Below are 23048 nucleotides of genomic sequence, written 5' to 3'. Positions count from 1 at the left end.
ACGACCAAGAGGGCGGGAACGATGTTTGAACAACATGCCGAAGGTACAGGCAGTGAATACGCAAGGATCTTCCGGCTGCTGTCGGCAGCCAAGGAGGAGGCTGAAAAGCTTCAGCTGCGTAATCTGATGCACCTGACGAACATGGCGCTGCTGCAGGTCGTCATCGATTGGGACGGCATAGATCCCGACAGGGAACTAGACGTCAATCTCGAGAAGCTGCTCGGCAGCAAGGCCAAGATCGCAATGAAGGATGCCAGCGAGAATCTGATCCTGATCGATCGCCATTGATCGCGATCAATCGCTATTGATCCTCATGCGGCCCGTTGGGATCGCGTGACGGATAACCGGTTTATTCGGCCGCGTCAGCTTCCAACTGTTCGGTGTGGGCGATCGCCTGAACGAGCTTCAGGATCTTCTTGCGAAGTGCTTCGTTCTTGATCGAGAAGAACGCAGCATTGAGAAGGACGCCCTCACGCGAAATCACGAATTCCTCGCTGGGAGCGGGGTTGTCGTTAGCCGTATCGGGCGTCGATAGATCGTCGAAGAACGTCCTGACGTCGACCTTCAATGCGCCTGCGATTTCAACCAGCATGCTGGCCGAAACGCGGTTTGAGCCCTTTTCATATTTCTGGATTTGCTGGAACGTCACGCCGACGCGATCGCCCAATTCCGTCTGGGAAACTTTCCTCAGCAGACGTTGTATACGGATGGTCTTCCCGACGTGAACATCCACTGCATGCGGTTCTTCTTTCATTTTATTTTCCCTCCTGAGGCCAGTGGACATGATGTTATTCGCCATATCCCTGCCTGACAACTTTTACCCGAGATGAATAAAGCTAGCAATTGTTTGGTTGTAAGTCGTTTCAAACCGAAACATCGCGTCGCTTCATTTAGGAAGCAGCAAAAAACATGCCAAAGTAGCACTTTTGTAAGGCACATCACTTTTTTCGCGATATCGTAGCGTTCCCGCAAAATTGCGGTGCTTCCCGTCAGGAATTGCGTAAAGCGGATCAGAGCGACCAGATGCGCTGCGCATTGGCGAAAAGCAGCCTGGAACGCTCCGCATCGCTGCTGGAGGAAAGCACGGCATGGGTCGCCGCTACCCAGGTGGAAAGCCCGCCGCCGCGCGTGCAGACGGGCCAGTCGCTGCCCCAGACGACACGATCCCAGCCGAAACTTGCTGTGACATGTTCGATATAGGGCCTCAGCGTCTCAGCCGTCCATCTTTCGGCATCGGCATAGGCGACGACGCCGGAGACCTTGCAGATGACGTTCGGCCGCCGGGCTATCTCCGATACGCCGGCCTTCCAGGGCTTGAAGGCATTCGAACGGATATCGGGCACGCCGCAATGGTCGAGCACGAACTGCACATCGGGAGCAAGATCGAGAAGGGCGGTCACGCGGCCTGCCTGATGCGGCAGCGTGCAGAGATCGAAGGTCAGGCCGCTGCCGCCGATCCGCCGGATGTTTTCGCGGAACAGCGCGCCTTCAGACACATTGTCGGGCACGACATGGAGCACGCGGCGGAATCCCTTGACGAATGGATCGGCCTTTTGCCTCTCGAGATAGGCGGCAAAACCTTCCTCTTCCGGCCGGCAGGAAACGATGGCGCCGGCAAGCATGCTGCCTTCTCTTTTAGCAATGCCGGCGACGTGGTCGGTCTCGGCCTGCATGACGGCGGGATCAACGTCGACCTCCATATGCAGCACCTTCGTGATGCCGCAGCGTCGGGCCTCGGCCGCATAAGTCTCGTAGAGGAAATCGTGATCGAGGTCGGGTTCGGCCGAAAGCCAGGGATAGCGCAGCGCCGACCGGTCGACGATATGCAGATGGGTATCGATGAGCACGCTCTTTTCCTCCAGGAGTGGCTTTCCGGCAACCTAACTTTGGTGAATGGATTGTTCAAATAAAAATTATCAGCCGTCAGCAGGGTTGGCGACGTCGGCTCCGGCCAGCAGCGAAAGCTGGGCCGCGGCCTTCTGCACCAGCAGAACTGTCTGGCTGATATCGGGTGACGAAGGCGCATTCACGAGAGCGATGAAGGGACAGGTCAGGGCTGCGATGCAGCGCCGATCCGGCCCGAGAACGGGAGCGGAAAGATTGTAGACCCCTGATGTCTGTGCGCTCGCCATCATCTCGTAGCCACGTTCGCGGATCTGGTCGAGGCGATCGTAAAATTCGGCGCCAAGCTCGATGTCGGCGCGGCTGCGCACATGTTCCGAGATCATCATCTCCCGTTCCTCCTCGCTGCGGAAGGCCAGCAGCACATGACCCGAACCGGTGTCGAAGAGGCTGATATGAGCACCGACGCGGATCGAAAATCCCCAGTAGTCCGGCGCTTCCTGCTGGGCGATGACGACAGCCGCGCCGCGGTCGAAGACGGCGAGGTGATTGGCCTGCCGCGTACGCTGGGCAAGATCGCGCATCAGGGGCGTGGCATAGGAGGCAAGGCGGCGCACCGGCGCGTGCAGCTGGGCGAGGCCGAAGAGCTTCAGCGTCAGCGAGTAGCGATCGCCATCCAGCCGGGTGACGTAACCGCGGCGAACCAGACGGTCGAGCATGCGATAGAATTCATTGGGGCTGCGGTCGAGCCGCTTGGCGATCTCCGCCTGGGTGAGGCCGCTGTCAACGCCGGCAAGCAGCTCCAGAATATCGAGGCCCTTGTCGAGAGCGGGAGCGCGGTAGCGGTCTGACTCGTCGATCTCCATTCCTTCCTCCTGTGAATATCGTCCTGCATATACGCAGAACCGCAGCCGGAAAAGGAAAACTTCGCACTTGACCCTTGGCCAATCGTCTGTTTGTCTATAAACAGACAAATCATACCTGAAGACATGATGGGAAGACAAAGACCCAAGATCCCCGAACCGGGAGATCAGCGGGCTGAGGACAAAGGGAGGAAGACCATGCGGTCCATGGGAACGGCTATCGCCCCGGCGTTGGCCGGAAGCATGCCGACGTGCTGTGCACACATCTTGCCAGAACCCGGTCGAAGCGCGCAAAGAAAGTAAATGACAGACGGTGACGGGCGAGCTTCATGGCTGCGCCTTACCTGAGACAGAGCCGCACATCGTTCAGCGCAATCAAATCAAGAAAAGGTCCGTGATATGACAAACAGACTTTCCGGCAAGACCGTTCTCATCACCGCCGCCGGTCAGGGCATTGGCCGGGCGACGGCAATGGCCTTTGCCGCGGCCGGGGCCAAGGTCCACGCGACCGACATCAACACCGATGCTCTGGCAACGCTCGCCGCCGAAACCGGCGTTTCCACCCATAAACTGAATGTGCTCGACGGTGATGCGGTCACGGCCCTCGTCGCCGAGATCGGCGCCGTCGACGTGCTCTTCAACTGCGCCGGCTTTGTGCATGCGGGCTCGATCCTCGAAATGCCGGATTCCGATCTCGAATTCGCCTTCGATCTCAACGTCAAGGCGATGATCCGGACGATCCGCGCGGTGCTGCCCGGCATGCTCGAACGCAAGGATGGGGCGATCATCAACATGGCCTCCGTCGCCTCCAGCATCAAGGGCGTGCCGAACCGCTTCGCCTACGGCGTTACCAAAGCGGCGGTCATCGGCCTCACTAAAGCCGTCGCCGCCGATTACGTCGCTCAAGGCATCCGCTGCAACGCCATCTGCCCCGGCACGGTGGAAAGCCCGTCGCTGCAGGACCGCATGCGCGCGCAAGGCGATTATGATGCGGCGCGCGCCGCCTTCATCGCTCGCCAGCCGATGGGCCGGCTCGGCACGCCGGAGGAGATCGCCGATCTCGCCGTGTATCTCGCCGGGGCGACCTACACGTCGGGCCAGGCGATCGCCATCGACGGCGGCTGGACGATCTGATCGGAGCATATCGCGCAAAACCGTGCAGCGGTTGCGATGACGACATGCAGCGGCCGGCAGCCTGCCGGCCGGTTCGGCCACCGCCACCGGCCCAATACAATTACAATCGGGAGGAACAATCATGACCCGCATCACCGACCTTCGCGTCTTCGACCTTCGTTTCCCCACGTCGCAAAGCCTGGACGGCTCCGATGCGATGAACCCCGATCCGGACTATTCGGCCGCCTACGTCATTCTCGATACGGATGCGCCTGATCTTGCCGGCCACGGCCTGACCTTCACCATCGGCCGCGGCAACGACATTTGCTGCATGGCGATCGAAGCGATGCGCCACCTCGTCGTCGGCACTGAGCTTGCCGATGTTCTCGCCCATCCCGGCAAGTTCTGGCGGCATCTCACGAGCGACAGCCAGCTGCGCTGGATCGGCCCGGAGAAGGGCGCCATTCATCTGGCGACCGGCGCCGTCGTCAACGCCGTCTGGGATCTGCTCGCCAAACAGGCCGGCAAGCCCGTCTGGCGGCTCGTTGCCGAAATGTCGCCGGAAGAGATCGCCGATATCGTCGATTACCGCTACCTCACCGATGTGCTGACGCGCGACGAGGCAATCGAGATCCTGAAGCGCGCTGAGGCGGGCAAGGCGGAACGCATCGCCACCCTCGAAAAGGAGGGCTATGCCTGCTACACGACCTCGGCCGGCTGGCTGGGATATGAAGACGAAAAGCTGCGGCGCCTCTGCCAGGAAGCGATCGACGCCGGCTTCAACCATATCAAGATGAAGGTCGGCCGCGACCTGGAAGACGATATCCGCCGCCTCAGGATCGCCCGCGAGGTGATCGGTCCCGATCGCTATCTGATGATCGACGCCAACCAGGTCTGGGATGTCGGCCAGGCGATCGACTGGGTCAAGGCGCTCTCCTTCGCCAAGCCCTTCTTCATCGAAGAGCCCACCAGCCCCGACGACGTCGCCGGTCACCGCAAGATCCGCCAGGCGATCGCGCCGGTGAAAGTCGCGACCGGCGAGATGTGCCAGAACCGCATCATGTTCAAGCAGTTCATCGCCGAAGGCGCGATCGATATCGTTCAGATCGATTCCTGCCGCATGGGCGGTCTGAACGAAGTGCTCGCCGTGCTCCTGATCGCCGCCAAATTCGGCCGACCGGTCTGGCCGCATGCCGGCGGCGTCGGCCTCTGCGAATATGTGCAGCATCTGTCGATGATCGACTATGTCGCGGTCTCGGGGACCAAGGACGGCCGCGTCATCGAATATGTCGACCATCTGCACGAACACTTCCTCGACCCCTGCCGCATCGAGGATGCCGCCTACATGCCGCCGACCCTCCCGGGCTTCTCTATCGAGATGAAACCGGCCTCAATCAGCAACTATACGTTTCGGCGCTAAGAAAACGTCATCGAAGCTGACGTATCCCAGAACGACCGCAGGAAGATTTTCGGACTTTTTACAGTCTTTCTTGCCTGCGGCAGAGCTTCCAATCTGGCGGAGCCGCTCCAATTCTGTTGGAGGCGGCGAAGCTTGCTTTTTAGACCGCCGAGGAATATTTTTGAAACGTGAATGCGGAGGGGGCCAAGCACCAGCAGGCCAGCAAATTTTATTGAACAGAAACAATAGAATGTTTGCGATCCAGCCATGCCCAAGTTTCACGCCGTCAGGAGACTGTATGCCTATCTGCTGATTGCCGCGGCAATACTGCTGTCGCTCGGCACGGCCCATGCCGCCATTACCGAGGAGAGCGGACGCCGCGTGGCCCTCGTCATCGGCAATTCGGTCTACAAGACGCTACCCTCGCTTCCCAATCCCGCCAATGATGTCGAAGAGGTCGCCAATACGTTGCGCGCGGCCGGTTTCGACGTGACGATCGGCGTTAATGTCGACCGCATCGGTCTCGAAGATACCGTGCGTCGCTTCCTGCGTTCGACCAACAATGCCGAAGCCGGCCTTATTTATTACGCGGGCCATGGCATCCAGGTGGGGGGGCAGAACTTCATCGTGCCGGTCGATGCGACGCTTGAGACACCCTACGACGTCGAGACGCAGACCATGCCGCTCGACTTGATCCTGAACCACCTCAAACAGAATTCGCGCGTGCAGCTGATCTTCCTCGATGCCTGCCGCAACAATCCGTTCAACGCGCAGAAATTCTGGATGGCCGAAAAGCTGGAACCGGTCGGCGCGACACGCGGACTTGCGCGCATCGATAGCGATCTTGGCAGCCTGATCGCCTTTTCCACCGAACCCGGCCAGGTGGCGCTCGACGGCAGCGGGGCGCTCAGCCCATATTCAGAATCCTTCATCAAACGCGCCAGCGAGCCCAACAAGGAAATCCGCCAGGTCCTGACTGATGTGCGTCGCGACGTGATCGCGATGACCGACGGCAAGCAGGTCCCCTGGGAAAACTCCTCGCTGACCGACAGCTTCTATTTCATTCCGGCGCCGCCGCCGCCGAGCGTCGAACCAATGCAGCAGGCGAGCGTGCCGGAAGGTGCTGCCGCCACGAAACTTTCCATTGCCCCGCCGCATGACAAGACAGGCTCGGCTCTTATCGTCACCCTTAATCAGCTTCCGCAAACCGGCAAGCTTACCTTCGACGGCAAGCCGGTCGAGCAGGGCGCAAAACTTCCCGCCGCGGCGCTGACGGCGCTGACCTACGATTCCACGGGCGTTGCCGCCGGAACCGTCGGCCTGATCGGCTATACCGTCAGCGACCCTTACGGCCAGGCGACCCAGGGGGTGGTCGCGATCACCGTCTCGGCCGATGCCGGCGCCAAGCTCGCCCAGCTGGAACAGGAGAAACAGACACGGCTTGCCGATGCCGGCGCCTATCTGAAGGAACTGCCGCGCGATATCGACGCAACGATCGGCGTCGGCCCCGTCAAGGCCAGCCTGCCCGTAGTACCCGCTTCGGCGGGAGAAATGACCTTCAAGGTCGCCGCCCTGCCTGATAAAGGCACGCTGCGTGCCGGAGACCGGGTGATCGGGCTCGGCCATGTGCTTGAGGCAGCCGATATTCCCGCCCTTTCCTACGAGCCGCAGATCGGTACGGAAAACCAGACCTTCGCCGTGACGCTGCAAGCCGCAAACGACGACCTGCCGCCCGCGACCGTCAGCTTCAAGCCGACGCTCGACGCTTGTGATACCGCAGCCGCAGCGCCCCTCGACCTGCAGGGAGTGACAGCAGGCAAACTACCGAACGAAATCGACCCAGCCGTTGCCGTGCGTGCCTGCACCGAGGCGATGAAGACCTATCCCGAGGTCGCGCGCTTCATCTACCAGCTCGGCCGCGCCCAGCTTGCCAACCGCGACACGAAGACGGCCTTTGAGACGATCAAGAAGGCGATGGATGCCGGACATGTAAGGGCAATTTCTGAGATCTCTGCCCTCTATCTCATCGGAGCGTCTGTACCGACGAACCTAGAAAAGTCGAGCGAGATAGCCGCCATGGGCGCGAAGAAGGGAGATCCTTTTGCGCTCTACGCCTACGGGAAAAGCCTCTACTATGGCAGAGGTGCCAAAGCCGATACCCAAGAAGGCCTGAAGCTAATGCTGCAGGCCGCCGACTTGGGCCATACCTACGCAATGAACGAACTTGGCTACATCTTCTTAAACGGCGTCAATGTCACAGCCGATGTAGAACGTGGCGTTCGCTTTTACGAGTCAGGTCTCAAGCGAGACGACATATATTCGATGAACAGCCTTGGGATGATTTATCGCGCGGGCAAAGGTGTACCGCAGGATCTTGAGAAGGCCCTTGAGCTTTTTAAAAGGGCAGCAGAAGGCGGCCAGCCTTATGCGCCGCGAAATATAGGCCTTATGTACAGAGATGGCTTGGGAGTGCCCAAAGACGAGACTGAAGCCATCAGATGGCTGGAGATGGGCGCGGAGCGCGGCGACTACTGGAGTGCGTTCGAACGAGCAAAAATGGCTAAGGGCGACGGCTCGAACTCCGAAAGCCTAGTCACCGCTGCACACTATTTCTCACTTGCAAGCGCACTCAACCGGCCCGGAACCGGCGACCCTAAAAAACAGTCGGACAAGGAACTCGCATCTTTAGCTGATGCCGCAAAAAAGAAGGCAGCAGAAGCTTTTTCGGGCGAACTAACTTCGCAAGAACTCAAAGCTCTTCCGAAGACTAAATCGTTGAACGAGAGGCTGGTGCTTCTCGCGAAAGCGACGTGGGTGAAGCGAAATCCGAGGTATGATCTCTTTTAACTGGCGATCGTGGGGACGCTCTATATGACCAGCAAAATCACCATCCGTGTACTCCTTTGCTCTACCTTCATCGCCGGCTCGGGCGCCATCTTGCAGAGCTGTATTTTTGATCCAGGAGCGCAAACGTTATTTGCCACCAAAGAGCCGGTTAGAAAGAATCCGCCGACCGTCACAAGAGTATCAGCCGGGAACGTCGCAAGAAGCGATCAGAGGACTTTCGCCAGTTCCGACAAGGGTTCCAGCTCAGGTAGCTCTTCGAGCTCCGGCGGTTCTTCCGGAATGGGCGGTGGTTCCTCATCCAGCAGTTCCTCATCGAGTAGTTCCTCTTCCGGAGATACTGGCGGGCCTTCCAGCGATCCGGGTTGGTCTGATCGCCGCCTCAAAACTCATATTCGTCGTCTCGGCATATCGCCGACTGGCATTCCAATCTACTCCTTCCGTTACGTCTGGGGAGGGCCTGTTTTCGTTGGGACAATGGCACAGGATCTCCTTTCGATCAGGCCTGATGCCGTTATCGAAACTCGATCAGGTTATTATATGGTGGACTACGGCAAGTTGGATATCGACATGACTTCTCTCAGCGCGGAGGTCTCACTGACCACCGCAGAAGCAGTGTCGGCGGCCGTTGCGCTCGCCCTGGCCTCGGGGTCCGCACAAGCTCGATCCGTCGTTTCGGCGATTTAACGCTTCAATGGGCATCGTGATGGGGAGGTTTCTGTACGCGACCTCAAGATGTTTGAGCTTGCGTATGGGCAGCGCTTACCATCGAGGCGGCGTATCGCTCAGAGTGCTGCCGGTGGAGCAATGTACGTCATCTGTCAACAGTGGCCACTTCTAAGCTCGCCTATCACGATAGCGCCTTACACCTCTTCAAATATCCAGCCCATATTTCGAAGAACATTCCCAATCGGGCGTGAGACGATCCTCTTCAGCCATCCAGCCCCTTGAAACGCACCGGCTGGTATCCGCGCATCAACAGGCTGCCGAGCGAGTAGGTATTGCGGCAGACGCGGCCTTTGCAGGCGTTGGGCGAGGCTTCCATCACCTCCACTTTGCGGTCGTCGGTGAAGCGCATGAACAGGAGCACGTGCGAGCCCGGCTTGTTCAGAGCGTCGCCCGGCTGCATCGACCAGGGGTCGGAGAGTCGCTTGGCGATGCCCGGAATGGCGCGGGTCGATACGTGCATCTTCAGGCCCCAGGCATCGCTGACGAACCCGGAGCAGTCGACGCCGAGGATATTGGATTGCGGCAAGCTCTTGGTGCAGACATTGCCTGCGGTCTGGCCTTTCTCCACACCCTCGACGAAATCCTCCAGCGGCGTCTTGCAGCCCCAGCAGTAGGGAACACCCTTCACCGTCTGCCCGCGTTTGCCGATCAGGTAGATCGGCCGGCGCAACCGGTTCATGTTGGCGCAGCCCGGCCCGGGATCGCCGCCATAGGCGGTCGGCGTCACAAGCCAGTTCAGCGTTTCGAAGCCGATCGCCCGCTCGATGACGTCGCTGCGCGATTTCGGTACGATCGCGACCTTCGGCGTCTTGCCTGGCTTGCCTGTGTTCAACGGCTTGGCAGGCTTGGCGACGGCGAGCTTGCGGCCGGGCTCCCTGCCGTCGAGTTTCAGCACCTGCGCCCGGCTCTCCTGTGATCTTAAATAGAGCACGTCGCCGCGCGGACCGATCGCGACGAAACGCCTCGAGAACACCGTGCCGGCATCGATCGGCAGGTCGTAGACACGGTCCATCGCCCCGTTCGGCGTGAAGCGAACCACCAGCATCCCGGTGCGATCAGGCTGGTCGGCGGGCACGAGCTCGACCAGCGCGTAGGGCCTGCCTGTCGTGTCGATATCGAGAAGTTCGACGGTCCCGATCCGCCCTTCCGATGTCAGCGACAGCGACAGGAAATTCTCTTCCGAGCTGCTGCGCCGCAGCAGGATTTCCGCCTTGTCGTTTGCCGCCGAGACCTCCGCGACGATATCGCCGAGCCCGCGGCTCGGCACGTATTGGACGATCGGTGGGCGGGCTTCCGGCCGGCTGGTACTGCGGCCGATCTCATCGATGATGCTGTTCAAGGGACCTGGCGGCACCGAGCCCATGGAGGCGAAGACGGAGCGGGTGTAATCGTCGGCATCGCCGCCGTCGACGGCGCGCAACGTCTGCGACCGGCCGTCGGCATCGGTGGAGCGCTCGAGCGGCACGACGCCATCCGACCAGAGGTAGAGTTCGTTATGGACGACGGCGAGATCCTCCGGCGCCGCGTTTTCCGGCAGCGGCAGAATTTCGGGATCGGCCTGCGAGCGTTCGGCATCGACGGCGAGCACGCGGCCGTTGTTCTGGTCGAGGATGTAGATGGTACCGTCATCGCCGACAGTGATCGCCGCAGGCCCCGATGCCTCCACTTCCTCGCTCGAGGAAACGATGCCGACAGAACGGCCGCCGTCGCCACTGCGAAGCTCGATCATCACGGTGTCTTTGGCAAAACCTGGCGAGGCGACCGCAAGTGCCGCGGCAAACAGAATATGCGACCCCAAACTACGCATTGCCTCGACCTCAAAAAGGCTGCCAAGTCTTTAAAATGGTAGGCTAGATGCGCCTCGCCAGCAAGCCGTTGCTTTCCAAACGATTTGGAGATCTGCCTCTGCGATAGTACAAGATCATCGTCTCGAAGATTTGCTGGCAGGGAATGCTTATGCTGGAATGGAACGGTGACGAACTGGCGCTCGACGTAAGCCTGCTGGAGCAGGTCCGCGCGGCGCGGATAGGCTTCTCCGATCGCGTCTGCGCGGCCTCGGCCAGCAAGGATGAAAAGCATCTGGCGCAGCTGCGTTCTGAGCCGACCTATCTGATGGCAGAGTTCCTTTATTCGATGAAGGTCTTTGGCATCAGCACGGCGGAAGATATCGAACGCTTCGCCGACCTGCATAATGATTACGTGGTCTCGCTCACCCGCGATCCCGCCAAGCTCCAGCGCCTCGGACTTTCACAGGACCGCGCGCTGGCCTCGATGTTCACCGCCGACACCAAGCCGCGGCTGATCCAGAACTGGGCCGATAAATCAGGCGCGATCGACCAGTCCAATCTCGCCCGTTTCCTTGTCGCGGTGATGTCGAGCGAGACCTGTCGCAAGACGCTGATCGATTTCGAGACGGCGGGCTTCATGCAGCGCACCCGCTCGCCCTACGGCACCATGGTCGTCTGGTCGACTGGCAAGATCGAGGAAATCTTCGGGGAAATGCTGCGCAATCTCCGCCTCGGCCTGCAGGAATTGAAGATCCTCTGATGTATGCCGCCCCGAAATTGCAGCAGTGCGAGGTCAACGACATACATAAAACAAAGAGCCAAAGCGCCGCTGCCAGTCGATTTCAACCCTCCCAATCGATTGGCACTGAGCGCCGTTGCCTTCCTTCCGGCCTCTCCCTATTGTCGTGCTGCCAGCCATAGCGCGGCGCATCGGGTTGATAACGGATTTGACGACGATGACGAAATTCCGGCTCGTAACCTTGTCGATCGGCCTTCTGCTGGCGCTGCAGCTACCTGAGCTTGCCTATTCCGGGCCAGTCGAGGATGCGCTGGCCAAGCGAAATCCCTCGCTTTCGGCACTCCGCCAACATGACGAAAAGGCGTTTGCCGCCGCTGCCGCGATCATTGCCGAACACGAACAGGCCAAGGGACTGACGCCGGGCGAAAGCAAGCTGCCGGATGCGACCTCGCCCGGCCGCGACATGGGCTCAGCCCCCGGCAAGGAATTCACCACAGACAATCCGGATATCCTTTGGCTCTACAATTCCTCGCCCGAGGGAATGAGCGACCTGATCTCGATCCTGAAATCGGCCGGCCAGAAGCCCAAGAACTAACCCTCTCCTGGCAGTCGAACCGAATATATCAGGCGGCGGATATTACCGATCGCGAGTCTTGCTCACGTCTTCGCCTTACCGGTTCTTCGAGGTTCCAAATAATTTGTAACCCTCCCTCAAGCAAGACAGGCACAGCCATCCCAATTTCGCCGGTCAGTGCTATTCTCATCTTCAGCACAGTGTGAGATTGTTCGAAGAGGGAGGTTTCCAATGCTGACCCGCAAAGCCATCCTAGCCGCAGCCACATTTCTTTCGCTTTTCCCGATGGCTCCCGCCGTCGAGGCGCAGAACGAACGCACCTTGACCGAAGCGCCCGCCCAGGCCGGACCCGTCAGCATTACCTTCGATCGCGCTGAGGCGAAATACGCCATCGGCGAAGTCGTCGGCCTCTTCATCCAGTCGACTGAGAATTCCTATGTGACGGTGCTGAACGTCTCGCCGAACGGCTCCGTCGTGAAGCTTTTCCCGAACAAATATCAGACCGACGCTCTCGTTAGCGCCGGCAAGCGCGTGCAGGTGCCGGATCCGGCGAGCGGCGCCAGACTGCAGGTTTCCGGCCCGGTCGGCCAGGAACAGATCAAGGTCTTCTATTCCTCCAAGCCGCTGACCATTTTTGCCGATCTCGGCGGCAGCGGCAGCGGCATGTTCCGCTCGATCGACGGCGGAATGGACGCCGTTTCCCGCAGCCTCGAAGAAGCCCGCAGCCTCGGCACGAAGATCAGCAGCAAGACGCTGATGCTGACGACGGTCGATAGCATGCCCGCCGCCCCGCCCGTCGCAGCCGCCCCCGCGGCAAAGCCCGCGCCGGTCGAACAGGCTGCAAAGCCGCCCGTTGAGCCGCCGAAACCTCCGGCTGCTGCGAAGCCGAAGCCTGTCGTGAAACAGGAAGTCGCCAAGAAGCCGGAACCGGCGATCGAAAAGCCGAAGAAGCCTGCTCCCCAGCCTGTCGAACAGGCCACGTCGCAGCCGCCGAAGAAATACAAGATCGTCACCAATCTGGCGCCCGGCCAGGAGCTTTCCGCCGATGAGCTGGAGCTGATCGGCCCCGCCACCGGCAGCACGTCCAACCGGCCCATGCAGTCGTCGCAATCGTACCAGTCGTCGCAGTCTTCACAGATGAAGATGCCGAAACTGCCGATGCCGCAGATCAAGATGCCGCAATTCAAGTTGCCCGGCGGCTTCGGCATCAAGATGCCGCAGATAAACCTCGGCCGCTCGGCCGAGCCGGAGGCTGCCGGCCAAGGCGAAGAGATCGAGATGGCGAATGCCGATACGCCCGCCTGCAACGCCCTTCTCGACAAGCTGAACACCGCCGTCGCCGCAAAGGATATCAACGCTGCCGCGACGGAGGCCGATGCAATCGCCGTCAGCGCCGATTGCGGGCAATTCCAGATCAATGCCCAACGCCGCGTCGCTGCACTCCGGCTCGCCGCAGCCCAGGAAATGATGGCCGCCGACAAGCCGGTCGCCGATTACGAGCCGCTGCTCGTCGCTGCCGACAGCCCGCAAGTGCTCTGGCAGGCCTCCGCCACACTCGGCGAGATCTATTTCTCCGGCCGCCGCTTCGCCGATGCCGCCGCCGATTACCAGCAAGCGATCGAGATCATCAAGAACGAGACCCGCACGCCGAAAGCGCCGCCGGCCGAGACGATCTCCGATCTCATCCAGCGCGCCGCCCAGGCCCGCATCCTTGCCGCCAATCCGACGAGCGACAACCCGCAAGGTAGCTTCGTGCCAGCCGAGAAGGATCACCGCAGCGGCGTGCTTGGCGGCATCTATTCGGAAAACGTCCGCGGCATCGTGCCGGTCTCGATCCCGGTTCCGATCACCTTCGATTTCGACAAGTCGACCTTTACCTCGATCGGCACGGAGGCGGCGCAGGAATTGCTGGAAGCGCTGAAGGAGCAGAAGCCCGGCCGTGTTATCCTGATCGGCCATACTGACCGGCGAGGCGGCGACGATTATAACCAGAAGCTCTCCGAGCGCCGCGCCAAGGCCGTCGCCGATTTCCTGAAGAGCAAAGGCATCGATGCGACAATTGACGCCGAAGGCCGCGGAGCCTCCGAGCCGGTCGACGTCACGGCGACGGCGAACCTTACCGAAGACGATATCGACGCGCTGAACCGCCGCGTCGAATGGCGGCGCGAATAGCCGGGCGAGGGGAGGTTTGGCCATGTCCGCATCCGTTTCCATGGCCGCAGCACTCGCCCTCTTGGCGATGACGGCCACCGACAGCCTGGCAAGAACGATCGAGGCGCCCGAACGCGGCACGGTCAGGGCAGTCCTGATCGGCATCGACCTCTATCGCAATGTTCCGCCGCTGCACGGCGCGGTCGCCGACGCCGAGGACCTTTCCCTATCGCTGCGCTCGGTCGGCGTCGAAGACATGACGCTCCTGAAAAACGGCGAGGCCGACCGCGAAGGTATCTTCCATGCGATCGAGGCCGTCACGGAAAGGGCCGGCTCCGGCGATCTCGTCGTGCTCGGCATCGCCGGCCACGGATCAAGCGAACCGGAGCGCGTCCGGGGCTCCAAACCGAGCGGCCGCGACGAGGTCTATGTGCTTGCCGGCTTCGACACGCGCCTGCCCGGATCGCGCGAGCGCATCTTCGGCGACGAATTCAAGGTGCTGATCCACAAGCTGGAGGCCAAGGGTGCCGATGTCCTCTTCATCGCCGACACCTGCCATGCTGGCGGCATGACTCGGGATGTCGATCCGCGCGGTGCTGACATCACCTGGCGTCAAGCGCCTTCCTATACGATCGAGGAGGACGACCTCGCGCCGATTTCGACCACGGCGGATGCGCTCTCCACCGGCTTCGATTACAGACGGCTGACCTTCCTCGCCGCCGTCGACGAGAACACCAAATCGCCTGAGATATCAATTCCCGGCATTCCGCAGAAACGCGGCGCACTGAGTTATGCGACGGCCCGCGCCTTCGAAGGCGCCGCCGACCGCAACGGCGACGGTGCCGTCAGCCGCCGCGAACTCTTCGAATATGTGCGCCAGTCGGTCTATCAGTTCACCGACCAGCGGCAGAACATCTTCACGGAGAGCCCGCCCGGAACCGATCTCGACCACGCCGTCGTCTATAACTACGACGGTGCAGGCACCACAACGGGATCGGAGAAATCGAACGTTCCGCCGCCACCGGCCGCGCGCGCGCCGATCAGTATCGCCGCCCTCGGCACCGATCCGGTGCTGCAAGGAATCGATCCGGCCATCACGCCGTTCAAGCTGACGGACGGTGCCAATGCCGAACTCGTCTTCGACCCCGAAAAGCACGAGGCGATCGCTGGTGGCGATGTCGTCTCCTCCAGCATCGGCGCCGGTGATATGCCTTTCGTCGTCGACCGGATGGCCGCGCTCGACACGCTGAAGCGACTGTCAGAGGCAAACCCGCAGACCGTGCGCGTCACGCCTTCCGATGCAGTTCATCGCGAAGGCGAGCGGGTCGGCGTCACGGTTTCGGATTTATCAGGCCGCAAGCTCGTGCTCTTCGATATCACCGGTGATGGAACCGTGCAGTTCCTCTATCCCGGCGAGAGAGAGGTCGATGCAGAGATGTCGGCGAGCTTCGATCTCGATCTTTCCGTCGTAGCCCCCTTCGGCACGGACCTGCTCGTTGCCGTCACCTCTGCAACGCCGATGCCTGATCTCATAGAATTCCTCAAGCAGAACGACAGGCGCCGCACCGCCGGCAATATCGCCAAACGCCTCGGCGAACTCCTGCCCGAAGAGGCGCGCGTCGGATTTACGGTTCTCTATACCTCCGCCGGAGCCAAGCTATGAGCACGCCAATCAGCAGGGTCCTCAACATTGCGGCCGTCCTTCTGCTTCTGGCCTCTCCGGTGCTTGCGCAGCAGGATACGGATTTTGCCGGCGAGGATGGCGGGCGCGTCATCGGCGGCCAGGCGGCGAAAAAGGGTGAATGGCCCTGGCAGGTGAAGATCCTGGCGCCCGATCCCGAACAGCGCGGCCGCTTTGGCGGCCATTGCGGCGGCTCGCTGATCGCGCCGCGCTGGATATTGACGGCCGCCCATTGCGTCACCAGCGGCCGTTCCGGCAAGCAGGACCTCTTCGCCCGAGATCTTTTGATCGTCGAAGGAAAGTCGAAGATCGACAAGGTGATCTCCGTCGACGGCCCCGACAAACCGGGCCTCGCGGTAGAAGACGTGATCATCCATGAGGATTTCGATCGCAAGGTCTTCGCCAACGACATCGCCCTCATCAAGCTCGCCGAACCCGCTGTCTCGAAGCCTGCAATCCTGGCCTCCGCCTCGGATGATGCGGTGGAGGCCGCCGGCCACACCGCCGTCGTCACCGGCTGGGGTTACACCAAGGCCGATCACGGCTGGGATGACAAATACCTGCCGACCGAGCTGCAGGAAGTCGAGCTGCCGATCGTCTCGCGGGAAGACTGCCGCGCCGCCTATCGCGAGAGCTCGATGCGCATGAACCCGATCGATGAGCGCAATGTCTGCGCCGGTTATGCAGAGGGCGGCAAGGACGCCTGCCAGGGCGATAGCGGCGGGCCGCTCGTTGCCCAGCGTCCCGACAAGCGCTGGATCCAGCTGGGCATCGTCAGTTGGGGCGCCGGCTGCGCCGAGGCGGAGCATTATGGCGTCTATACCCGCGTCGCCGCCTTCCGCGACTGGATCGCCACAAAGACCGATGGCGACGTGCCGAATGCGCCCGACACGTCGGGGCCGGCCGCGAGCGACCAGGTCGCAGCGATCGATACCAAGCGCAAGCCTCTTGGAAGCGACATTACCGTCGGGCCGAAGCAGAAACAGCAGCCGGCCGGTCAGCTGGAATCCAATCTTTCGATCACCACTCCGCCCGGTAACACTACCACACCGGATAAGACGCCGGCCGCCGATGCACCCACCGTCAATCAGCCCGAGGTTCAGGCACCAACCGTCGAGACGCCCGCCGTCGAAAGCTCTCCCGGCGACCGCGCGCTTCTGATCGGCATCGACGACTACGAAATGCGCGAGGCGAAGCTGACGGGCTCGGCCGACGATGTGAAGGCGATGCAGCTCTTCCTCGTCAAGACGCTCTCCTACCGCCCGGAACAGATTCATACTTTGACGAACCGCAAGGCGAGCCGTGAAGCGATCCTGGCCGAAATCGATGACTGGCTTGTGCGCCAATCACAATCCGGCAGCCGCATCTTCCTCTATTTCAGCGGCCAGGGTTCGGAAGAAATGGGCGCCGAGGCGACGACGAGCCCGACGCTCGTTGCGGCCGATGCGAAGCTGGTGCGCGACGGCGGCAAAGTGACCGTCACCAACCAGATCCGCGAGACCGAAATCGCCGCGCGACTGAACAGCCTCAAGGATCGCCATGTCACGCTGCTGATCGACGCCTGTCATGTCGGCCCCGGCAGCCGCAGCGCCGTCGCGGCACCGGCCGGCGGCACGGTGCGCTGCCTCGGCCCGGCATTGGCATCGCTGGAACCGCCGAACCGCTCCGGCAAGGAAGCGAAATTCTCATTCGGCGGTGAGACGGCAATGGTCTGGTCGGCCGTCAATTCCGGGCAGTGGGCGCTCGTCGACAAGGAAGCCAAGCCGCCGCTCGGCGTCTTCACCCGCCGCTTCATCGAGGGGGTGCAGGAAGGGGTGGCGCGCGCTGCCGACAAGCCGAATGTCAGCAACGCAGCTTTGCTCGACTACGTCAGGCGCAAATCGGGCGAATATTGCCGGGCGCATGCCGAGGACTGCCGCTTCACGCCGGTACCGCAATTCTACGGCCTGCCGGACGCGCTCGGACGCGATGTCGTCACGGGTGAGGAGGCGAAGACCCCGGTCGCCGCCGTCGAAAATACGCTGAAGACCGACAATGAAGCGGGCGTTGCCGTCGACGTGCTGCCCGGCACCTCGGTCAGCATCGGCGACAAAGTGGCGATGCGCGTCTCCACCAAGAAGGCCGGCTATCTGATCCTGGTCGATATCGACGCCTCGGGCAAGCTGACGCAGCTTTACCCGAACAAGCGCTCGATGGGCCTGAAGCCGAATGCCAAGGGCGGCGACAACCGGCTTGATCCGGCTAGGCCCGTGGTCGTGCCGGACGCACGCAATCCTTATATCGGCTTCGAATATCAGGTGGAGGGGCCGGCCGGCGTCGGCATGGTCGTCGCCATCCTCAGCGACAAGCCGATCGAGGTGCTCGACCTGCCTGATGTGCCGACACCGCTCGTCGGCCAGCGCGCTGCCTTCAACTATGTCTATGACCTAGCCCGAAGCCTGAGGATCGTCGGCGACGACGAGACCGGCGCCCAGGGCAAGTGGTCCTTCGATTCCAAATTCTATCGCATCCGCTAAAGAGGAGCGAACCATGTCGAAATCCATTCTGCTGGCAGGCCTTGCCGTTTCCCTGATGGGAATTGTCCCGGCCCGTGCCGGCGATGCGATCGACAGCAAGGCGATCCTTGCCGCGCAGGCGGGGCTTGCAATCGACCTCATCGACCGCACGCTGGCGAAAGAGGGAGCAGCAAACGTCATGGTGTCGCCGGCGAGCCTCGCCGCCGCTCTCGGTCTGGCGAGCCTCGGCGCGTCAAACGAAGGCAAGGCGGCAATCGCCAAGAGCCTCGGCTTTGCCGGCGCTGTGAAAGGGCCGGAGAAGGTGCTCGACGAGATGACGCCTGAGAAGCCCGCAGCAACCGATGCGCCGCTGGCAGCGGGAGCGGCGATCGTCTTCGACGATAAGCTGGCGCTCGTCCCCGATGCCCTCTCCATGCTCGCCGGCCATCGCATCACGCCCTCGGTCGAGGATCTCGACGGGCCGAAATCGGTCGAGCGCATCAATGGCTGGGTCAAGGACGCCACAAGAGGTGCTATTCCGGCAATTCTCGATACACCGCCCGGCGGCGGCTTCGTCAGCCTCGGCGCGCTCTCCTTCAAGGCTCGATGGAAGACCTCCTTCGATAAGGAAAGCCCGGCAACACCCTTCCGGCGGCCGGACGGCTCCACAGTCTCCGTGCCGATGATGCATCTTGCCAGCGATGGACAGAAATTCCGCTTTGATGACAATTTCGCCGCCGTCGATCTCGCCTATACCGGCGAAGCCTATCGCATGGTGGTGATCGCAGCGCGATCGGGCAAAGGCGTCGGCGGGTCCGACCTGAAGGCGCTTGCCTCCTGGCTTCAGGGCGAAAAATTCGAACCCGCTGCAGGCGAAATTTTCCTTCCCCGCTTTTCGCTGAACGACGGGCGTGATTTGATGCCGATACTCAGTGCGATGGGAGTGGCGCCTGAAAAGGCCAAGGATGCGGCTTTTCCAGGGTTTACCAAGGAAAACATCAGCTTGTCGCGCGTCCTGCAGAAGACGATGATCAAGGTCGACGAAAACGGCACGGAAGCGGCAGCGGCAACAACTGCTATCACCGAGCGAAGCATCGATCCGAAACTCGTCCGCGTCACAGCCGATGCACGTTTCGCCTTTGCGCTCCGGGATACCAAGACCGGCCTGCTCCTGGCCGCGGGCCTGATCGGAGATCCGCTTCTGGCCGGCGAATAGAATTCGGTTTCATTGACATAATGATGGCAGGGGGACAAGTGCATGAGAAGTGATCTGATCGCCCGCTACACGATCGGCGAGCCGATCTACGAGAACGAGTTCATCGTCTATCCCGCTGAGGACAAGCGGATGGACCGTTCGGTCTTCATCGTCGCGCCGGATGTGGCGCTGAAGCTGGACAAAGCCCGTTTCGAGCGCGTCTGGACATCGATCAACGAAGCCAAGTCGCTCACGGCCCGGCGGTTCGTCGAAATCGAGGATCTCATCCCGCCGTCGCCGGAAGATGACAATTTCTACATCGTCGAAAAGCGGCCGTCGAAGACGCTGCATCAATATCTCGACGAAACGGAGATGGTGGCCTACGAACGCGCCGTCGAAATCGGCCGCCACATTCTCGAAGGGCTGGCGACGCTGCATGGTGCCGGTTACGCCCACAATGCGCTGACGGACCAGTGCATCTACGTCTCGGAGGATTATTCCGGCCTCTCGGTCAGGATCGGCAACCTGCATCTGATCTCGAAGATCGGCGAGCACATCATCCCGCCCTATGCGCCGGAATTCGGCGCGCCGGAGATTTACGCGAGCGGCACCTTCTCCGCCTCATCAGCCCTCGACATCTATGCGATGGGCATGATCGCCTACAAGCTCTTCCTGCCGCGCCAGACCTATGCCAGCGTTTTCGATAGCGTCATGGTCTGGGAGGACGAACACCAGCGCGAGCAGAGCTGGAAGAACATCCATCTCGACCCTTCCAATATCTTCCCGCGCCTCGACGTGCTGATCCCCGGCTTTCCCGAGGGGCTCGCAAGCCTGATTGAAAGAATGCTGAGCCGCGACCCAGCGCAACGCCCGCGCATGGGCGCCGATGCGCTCGGCGAATATTCCCGCGTGACGACGGGCATCCAGCCGATGACGTGGGATCCGCGCGGCGGCATGCCGCAGCAGCCGGAAGCGCCGAAACCGAGAAAGTGGACGCCTGCCAAGTTCGTGATGATCGGCGGGCTGATCCTGATCTGCATCGGGGTCGGTGTCGTTACCATTCCGAAACTGCTGGCGCCCGATCCGAAACTCGTCGCCGATGTCGGCACGTGGAAGAAAGAGGCCGAAAGCCGCAAGGAAAAGGCGATCGCCGCCAGGGCGCCGGAACGCCCGGCCAGTGACGAGGCAAAGCTTTCCTATGATACCGGTGCCTCGGCGCTGACCGAGGCCAATGCCCTGCTCAAGGACGAAGACTATAAAAAAGCTCTTCCAGGTTACCAGAAGGCCGCCATCAGCCTCGGCAAGGCGCTGATCGCCATTTCGAAAGAAAATGCCGAGAAGGCGAAAGCCGCCGCCTCCGCCGCAGGCGGCGACAAGGCTCCCGCCTTTGCTGAAGCGGACACGAAGATGAAAGCTGCCGCCGACAGCGCCGCCGCCCAACAGATGCACGGCGCGGTCGACGGTTACGATGGCGCGAAGGCCGCTTTTGATGATCTCGCCAAGGCGCTCACCGCGCTCACGGCGGCTGAAAAGGACGCGGCGACCAAGCGCGACACCGCCAACCGTGTCGGTGCCGGCGACAGTCCCGATTTCACCAAGGCGAAGGGGTTGATGGCGGACGCCAAGACCAAGGGCGAGCAATGGCAGATACCGGCGGCCATGACAGGCTATGGCGACGCGACCAAGCTCTTCGACGCCTTGATCGCCGATGTCATGGCGGCGAAGGACGGAGCGACGGCGCTGAAGCAGAAGGTCGCCGATCTCTATGCTTCGATCGCGAACCGCGCCGGTGCCGCCGATCCGACGCTTGCGGCCATCCAGCCGAAGCTCAGCGAGGCCGACGGCCGCTACGCCGCGGAGGCCTACAAACTTGCGATCGTCGGCTACCAGCCGATCCTTGCCGATCTCGAAGCGCTGTCGGCACGCGGCTTCTGCCCGGTTTCGCAGACTCTCGCCTTCGAGACCGTTCCGGCGGGAAGCTATTCGCTGGAGAATGTCCGGTTGATGACCTCCTCGATGAAGGAGCTCGGCGGCATGCTCGGCGTCGCGAACGGTGCCGTGAAGATCGACAAGTCCTTCTGTATGCAGACGAAGGCCGTCACCCGCGCCGAGATGGCGGAATATTACACCGCCAATTCCGACCCCGCCGCAGCACAGGCCTATGCCGACAATCCGCAGCAGCCGGCCGACGACGTGCCGCTTGCCGTGGCGCAGAACTATACCGCCTGGCTGTCAAAGCAACTGAACGCCCCTGTCCACCTGCCGTCGGCGACGGAGTGGATGGCAAGTGCCGTGAAGATCCCTGCGGAAAAGCTGCCCGATAACGGCGATATCATCCTGCAATGGAGCGCAACCCCCTGCGAGGCCGGCGGCAATGTCGCCTTCATGGCGCAGGAAGGCTCGACCTTCGTCGTCTGCTCCGACGCGTCGGCCGGCGGCATTTTCCGCGTTACCGCTGAGTTGAGGTGAGGCGAAGGGGCTGGACCGGAAAGGGAAGCGCGCGCGGCTGAGGGCCCTGCGGTGGTTGGCGAAAGGCGGAACAGGTCCGTCGGCGCAAGGCTTGACGCTGCAGCGCAGGGCGCTCTGACAAGGTGCGGAGCACCCCTTTTCGTTCATTTCGGAATCCTCCCGCTTAAGCAGCGCCCATCCAAAAATTTCAATTCCAAATTTCTAAATACGCGCGTACATTGAACGTGGGGACTGCAGTATCCGTGCGTTGAGGGGTCGGGGATAATGTGCTGGAATACATCATCAGCATTCACGCCTGTCGGGTTTGCTTTGCGAGGTCGTGCTCCTCGCAAGATTGTGTGGACACTGGGCGACGCGGCGCGTCTCCTGATGAACGACTGGCCTTGCGATGACGGCGAGGAATATGTGGCCGCCGTCAAAGCCTGCGTCGACGCATTGAGCGGGAAAATTGGCCCGGAACAATTCCGGGAAGCACTTTTGCGCGCGGCCGATGAGGCGGGTATCGCAACTCTGTCGCTCGTCCCGCAAGGAATGGCAGAGCGACGACCGGACCTTCCTCCGACGATGCGAAGATAGGGCTTATTTCCAGGGCCATCTGCGACCGTTTGTGGACAGGCAATCCAGAGCGAACGACCGGTATGGGGCGGAAAGCAGCCTTATCCTCCGGCAACGATAGGCCCGCTTAGCGCCGAACTCCGGTCAGGTGCACCAAAGGCAAATTCCCCGGCGAAGTGGGCCGCCTGCAGGCTCGCGGGCGGTGAAGATGCGGCAGCCAGCAAGGTCAACGGTCGCCCGCCCCCGGTCGGCACGGAAGCCGAGTGCCGGCTCCCTGCCCAGACCATGCGGAGGCCTCTCCCGCATATCGAGCCTTGGATGCCGCCGGTCGTCTCTCAGGCCTCGGACTTCAGCTTGCCGCCGACCGCCCAGGAATCCTTGTTGATCTCCGTTATCAGAATTTCCACCGACTCGGGCGGGCACGCCAGAGTTTCCACGGCGGCCTTGGTCGCTTCGCGCACGAAGGCGCGTTTCTGATCGTAGGTGCGGCCGGGATGCATCTGCAGGTGAAGAATGGGCATGTTTACTCCTGGTTCAATTTGGTGATGTCCGTCGTCTTGGCGCCGGGCATAATGACTGTGTTGTAAATCTCTTGGTTGATAAATAAGCTGT

General features: G+C 61.5%; 18 protein-coding genes. 13 read left to right on the top strand and 5 right to left on the bottom strand.

What is annotated here, in order from left to right:
- The first annotated feature begins 21 nt into the window (after positions 1-21).
- Positions 22-288, top strand: coding sequence for a hypothetical protein (locus tag NE852_RS25615; RefSeq protein WP_008531491.1), 267 nt, complete (start codon positions 22-24; stop codon positions 286-288).
- A 61-nt stretch (positions 289-349) separates the two neighbouring features.
- On the opposite strand, the gene NE852_RS25610 is transcribed toward NE852_RS25615, so the two are convergent.
- The 3 genes from NE852_RS25610 to NE852_RS25600 all read right to left on the bottom strand — a co-directional run bounded on the left by NE852_RS25610 (position 350) and on the right by NE852_RS25600 (position 2708).
- Positions 350-754 carry a helix-turn-helix domain-containing protein gene (locus NE852_RS25610; protein WP_008531490.1) on the bottom strand — a complete coding sequence of 135 codons (405 nt, stop codon included), beginning with the start codon at positions 752-754 and terminating at the stop codon, positions 350-352.
- Between the two features lie 256 nt (positions 755-1010).
- Positions 1011-1847 carry an amidohydrolase gene (locus tag NE852_RS25605; RefSeq protein WP_008531489.1) on the bottom strand — a complete coding sequence of 279 codons (837 nt, stop codon included), beginning with the start codon at positions 1845-1847 and terminating at the stop codon, positions 1011-1013.
- 69 nt (positions 1848-1916) lie between these two features.
- Positions 1917-2708: an IclR family transcriptional regulator gene (locus NE852_RS25600; protein WP_008531487.1), complete on the bottom strand. Its 792-nt coding sequence runs from the start codon at positions 2706-2708 to the stop codon at positions 1917-1919.
- Between the two features lie 396 nt (positions 2709-3104).
- On the opposite strand from NE852_RS25600, the gene NE852_RS25595 reads away from it, so the two are divergent.
- From NE852_RS25595 to NE852_RS25580, 4 genes are all read left to right on the top strand, one after another.
- Positions 3105-3839 carry an SDR family oxidoreductase gene (locus NE852_RS25595; protein WP_258156779.1) on the top strand — a complete coding sequence of 245 codons (735 nt, stop codon included), beginning with the start codon at positions 3105-3107 and terminating at the stop codon, positions 3837-3839.
- A 121-nt stretch (positions 3840-3960) separates the two neighbouring features.
- Complete coding sequence (locus NE852_RS25590; protein WP_008531482.1) at positions 3961-5238, top strand: L-fuconate dehydratase; 1278 nt, start codon at positions 3961-3963, stop codon at positions 5236-5238.
- A 246-nt stretch (positions 5239-5484) separates the two neighbouring features.
- Positions 5485-8064: a caspase family protein gene (locus NE852_RS25585; RefSeq protein WP_008531481.1), complete on the top strand. Its 2580-nt coding sequence runs from the start codon at positions 5485-5487 to the stop codon at positions 8062-8064.
- A 24-nt stretch (positions 8065-8088) separates the two neighbouring features.
- Complete coding sequence (locus tag NE852_RS25580; protein WP_205621969.1) at positions 8089-8748, top strand: tail fiber domain-containing protein; 660 nt, start codon at positions 8089-8091, stop codon at positions 8746-8748.
- 244 nt (positions 8749-8992) lie between these two features.
- Here NE852_RS25580 and NE852_RS25575 read toward each other — a convergent pair whose 3' ends face one another.
- Positions 8993-10597 (bottom strand): hypothetical protein, encoded by a 1605-nt coding sequence (locus tag NE852_RS25575; RefSeq protein ID WP_258156778.1) that lies wholly within the window; start codon positions 10595-10597, stop codon positions 8993-8995.
- A 149-nt stretch (positions 10598-10746) separates the two neighbouring features.
- Between NE852_RS25575 and NE852_RS25570 the strand changes: the two genes are divergently transcribed.
- The 8 genes from NE852_RS25570 to NE852_RS25535 all read left to right on the top strand — a co-directional run bounded on the left by NE852_RS25570 (position 10747) and on the right by NE852_RS25535 (position 22457).
- On the top strand, positions 10747-11337 hold the full coding sequence (locus NE852_RS25570) for a hypothetical protein (protein ID WP_037173343.1): 591 nt from the start codon (positions 10747-10749) through the stop codon (positions 11335-11337).
- A 196-nt stretch (positions 11338-11533) separates the two neighbouring features.
- Entirely contained in the window at positions 11534-11911 is a 378-nt protein-coding gene (locus NE852_RS25565; RefSeq protein ID WP_037173340.1) for a hypothetical protein, read from the top strand.
- A 210-nt stretch (positions 11912-12121) separates the two neighbouring features.
- Positions 12122-14062: a DUF4384 domain-containing protein gene (locus NE852_RS25560; RefSeq protein ID WP_258156777.1), complete on the top strand. Its 1941-nt coding sequence runs from the start codon at positions 12122-12124 to the stop codon at positions 14060-14062.
- Positions 14063-14084: 22 nt separating this feature from the next.
- Positions 14085-15704, top strand: a complete 1620-nt coding sequence (locus NE852_RS25555) for a caspase family protein (RefSeq protein WP_258156776.1) — start codon at positions 14085-14087, stop codon at positions 15702-15704.
- Entirely contained in the window at positions 15701-18238 is a 2538-nt protein-coding gene (locus NE852_RS25550) for a trypsin-like serine protease (RefSeq protein WP_258156775.1), read from the top strand. The genes NE852_RS25555 and NE852_RS25550 overlap by 4 nt, the downstream gene beginning before the upstream one ends.
- A 13-nt stretch (positions 18239-18251) precedes the next feature.
- Positions 18252-19433 carry a serpin family protein gene (locus NE852_RS25545; RefSeq protein WP_258156774.1) on the top strand — a complete coding sequence of 394 codons (1182 nt, stop codon included), beginning with the start codon at positions 18252-18254 and terminating at the stop codon, positions 19431-19433.
- A 42-nt stretch (positions 19434-19475) separates the two neighbouring features.
- Complete coding sequence (locus NE852_RS25540) at positions 19476-21881, top strand: serine/threonine protein kinase (RefSeq protein WP_258156773.1); 2406 nt, start codon at positions 19476-19478, stop codon at positions 21879-21881.
- A gap of 264 nt (positions 21882-22145) precedes the next feature.
- Positions 22146-22457, top strand: coding sequence for a DUF982 domain-containing protein (locus NE852_RS25535; protein ID WP_008531448.1), 312 nt, complete (start codon positions 22146-22148; stop codon positions 22455-22457).
- 314 nt (positions 22458-22771) lie between these two features.
- Here NE852_RS25535 and NE852_RS25530 read toward each other — a convergent pair whose 3' ends face one another.
- The gene (locus tag NE852_RS25530) at positions 22772-22957 is read right to left on the bottom strand and encodes a 4-oxalocrotonate tautomerase (RefSeq protein WP_008531447.1); all 186 of its coding nucleotides are present in this window, start codon (positions 22955-22957) and stop codon (positions 22772-22774) included.
- Positions 22958-23048: the final 91 nt, after the last annotated feature.

This window comes from Rhizobium sp. Pop5 (assembly GCF_024721175.1).
GTDB lineage: Bacteria > Pseudomonadota > Alphaproteobacteria > Rhizobiales > Rhizobiaceae > Rhizobium.
This window is presented reverse-complemented; position numbering and strand designations above follow the sequence as displayed.

Excerpts from the sequence above, each read along its gene's own strand:
- NE852_RS25615 (WP_008531491.1), top strand. The coding sequence starts at position 22 with ATGTTTGAACAACATGCCGAAGGTACAGGCAGTGAATACGCAAGGATC.
- NE852_RS25610 (WP_008531490.1), bottom strand. The coding sequence starts at position 754 with ATGAAAGAAGAACCGCATGCAGTGGATGTTCACGTCGGGAAGACCATC.
- NE852_RS25600 (WP_008531487.1), bottom strand. The coding sequence starts at position 2,708 with ATGGAGATCGACGAGTCAGACCGCTACCGCGCTCCCGCTCTCGACAAG.
- NE852_RS25595 (WP_258156779.1), top strand. The coding sequence starts at position 3,105 with ATGACAAACAGACTTTCCGGCAAGACCGTTCTCATCACCGCCGCCGGT.
- NE852_RS25590 (WP_008531482.1), top strand. The coding sequence starts at position 3,961 with ATGACCCGCATCACCGACCTTCGCGTCTTCGACCTTCGTTTCCCCACG.
- NE852_RS25585 (WP_008531481.1), top strand. The coding sequence starts at position 5,485 with ATGCCCAAGTTTCACGCCGTCAGGAGACTGTATGCCTATCTGCTGATT.
- NE852_RS25580 (WP_205621969.1), top strand. The coding sequence starts at position 8,089 with ATGACCAGCAAAATCACCATCCGTGTACTCCTTTGCTCTACCTTCATC.
- NE852_RS25575 (WP_258156778.1), bottom strand. The coding sequence starts at position 10,597 with ATGCGTAGTTTGGGGTCGCATATTCTGTTTGCCGCGGCACTTGCGGTC.
- NE852_RS25570 (WP_037173343.1), top strand. The coding sequence starts at position 10,747 with ATGCTGGAATGGAACGGTGACGAACTGGCGCTCGACGTAAGCCTGCTG.
- NE852_RS25565 (WP_037173340.1), top strand. The coding sequence starts at position 11,534 with ATGACGAAATTCCGGCTCGTAACCTTGTCGATCGGCCTTCTGCTGGCG.
- NE852_RS25560 (WP_258156777.1), top strand. The coding sequence starts at position 12,122 with ATGCTGACCCGCAAAGCCATCCTAGCCGCAGCCACATTTCTTTCGCTT.
- NE852_RS25555 (WP_258156776.1), top strand. The coding sequence starts at position 14,085 with ATGTCCGCATCCGTTTCCATGGCCGCAGCACTCGCCCTCTTGGCGATG.
- NE852_RS25550 (WP_258156775.1), top strand. The coding sequence starts at position 15,701 with ATGAGCACGCCAATCAGCAGGGTCCTCAACATTGCGGCCGTCCTTCTG.
- NE852_RS25545 (WP_258156774.1), top strand. The coding sequence starts at position 18,252 with ATGTCGAAATCCATTCTGCTGGCAGGCCTTGCCGTTTCCCTGATGGGA.
- NE852_RS25540 (WP_258156773.1), top strand. The coding sequence starts at position 19,476 with ATGAGAAGTGATCTGATCGCCCGCTACACGATCGGCGAGCCGATCTAC.
- NE852_RS25535 (WP_008531448.1), top strand. The coding sequence starts at position 22,146 with ATGTGCTGGAATACATCATCAGCATTCACGCCTGTCGGGTTTGCTTTG.
- NE852_RS25530 (WP_008531447.1), bottom strand. The coding sequence starts at position 22,957 with ATGCCCATTCTTCACCTGCAGATGCATCCCGGCCGCACCTACGATCAG.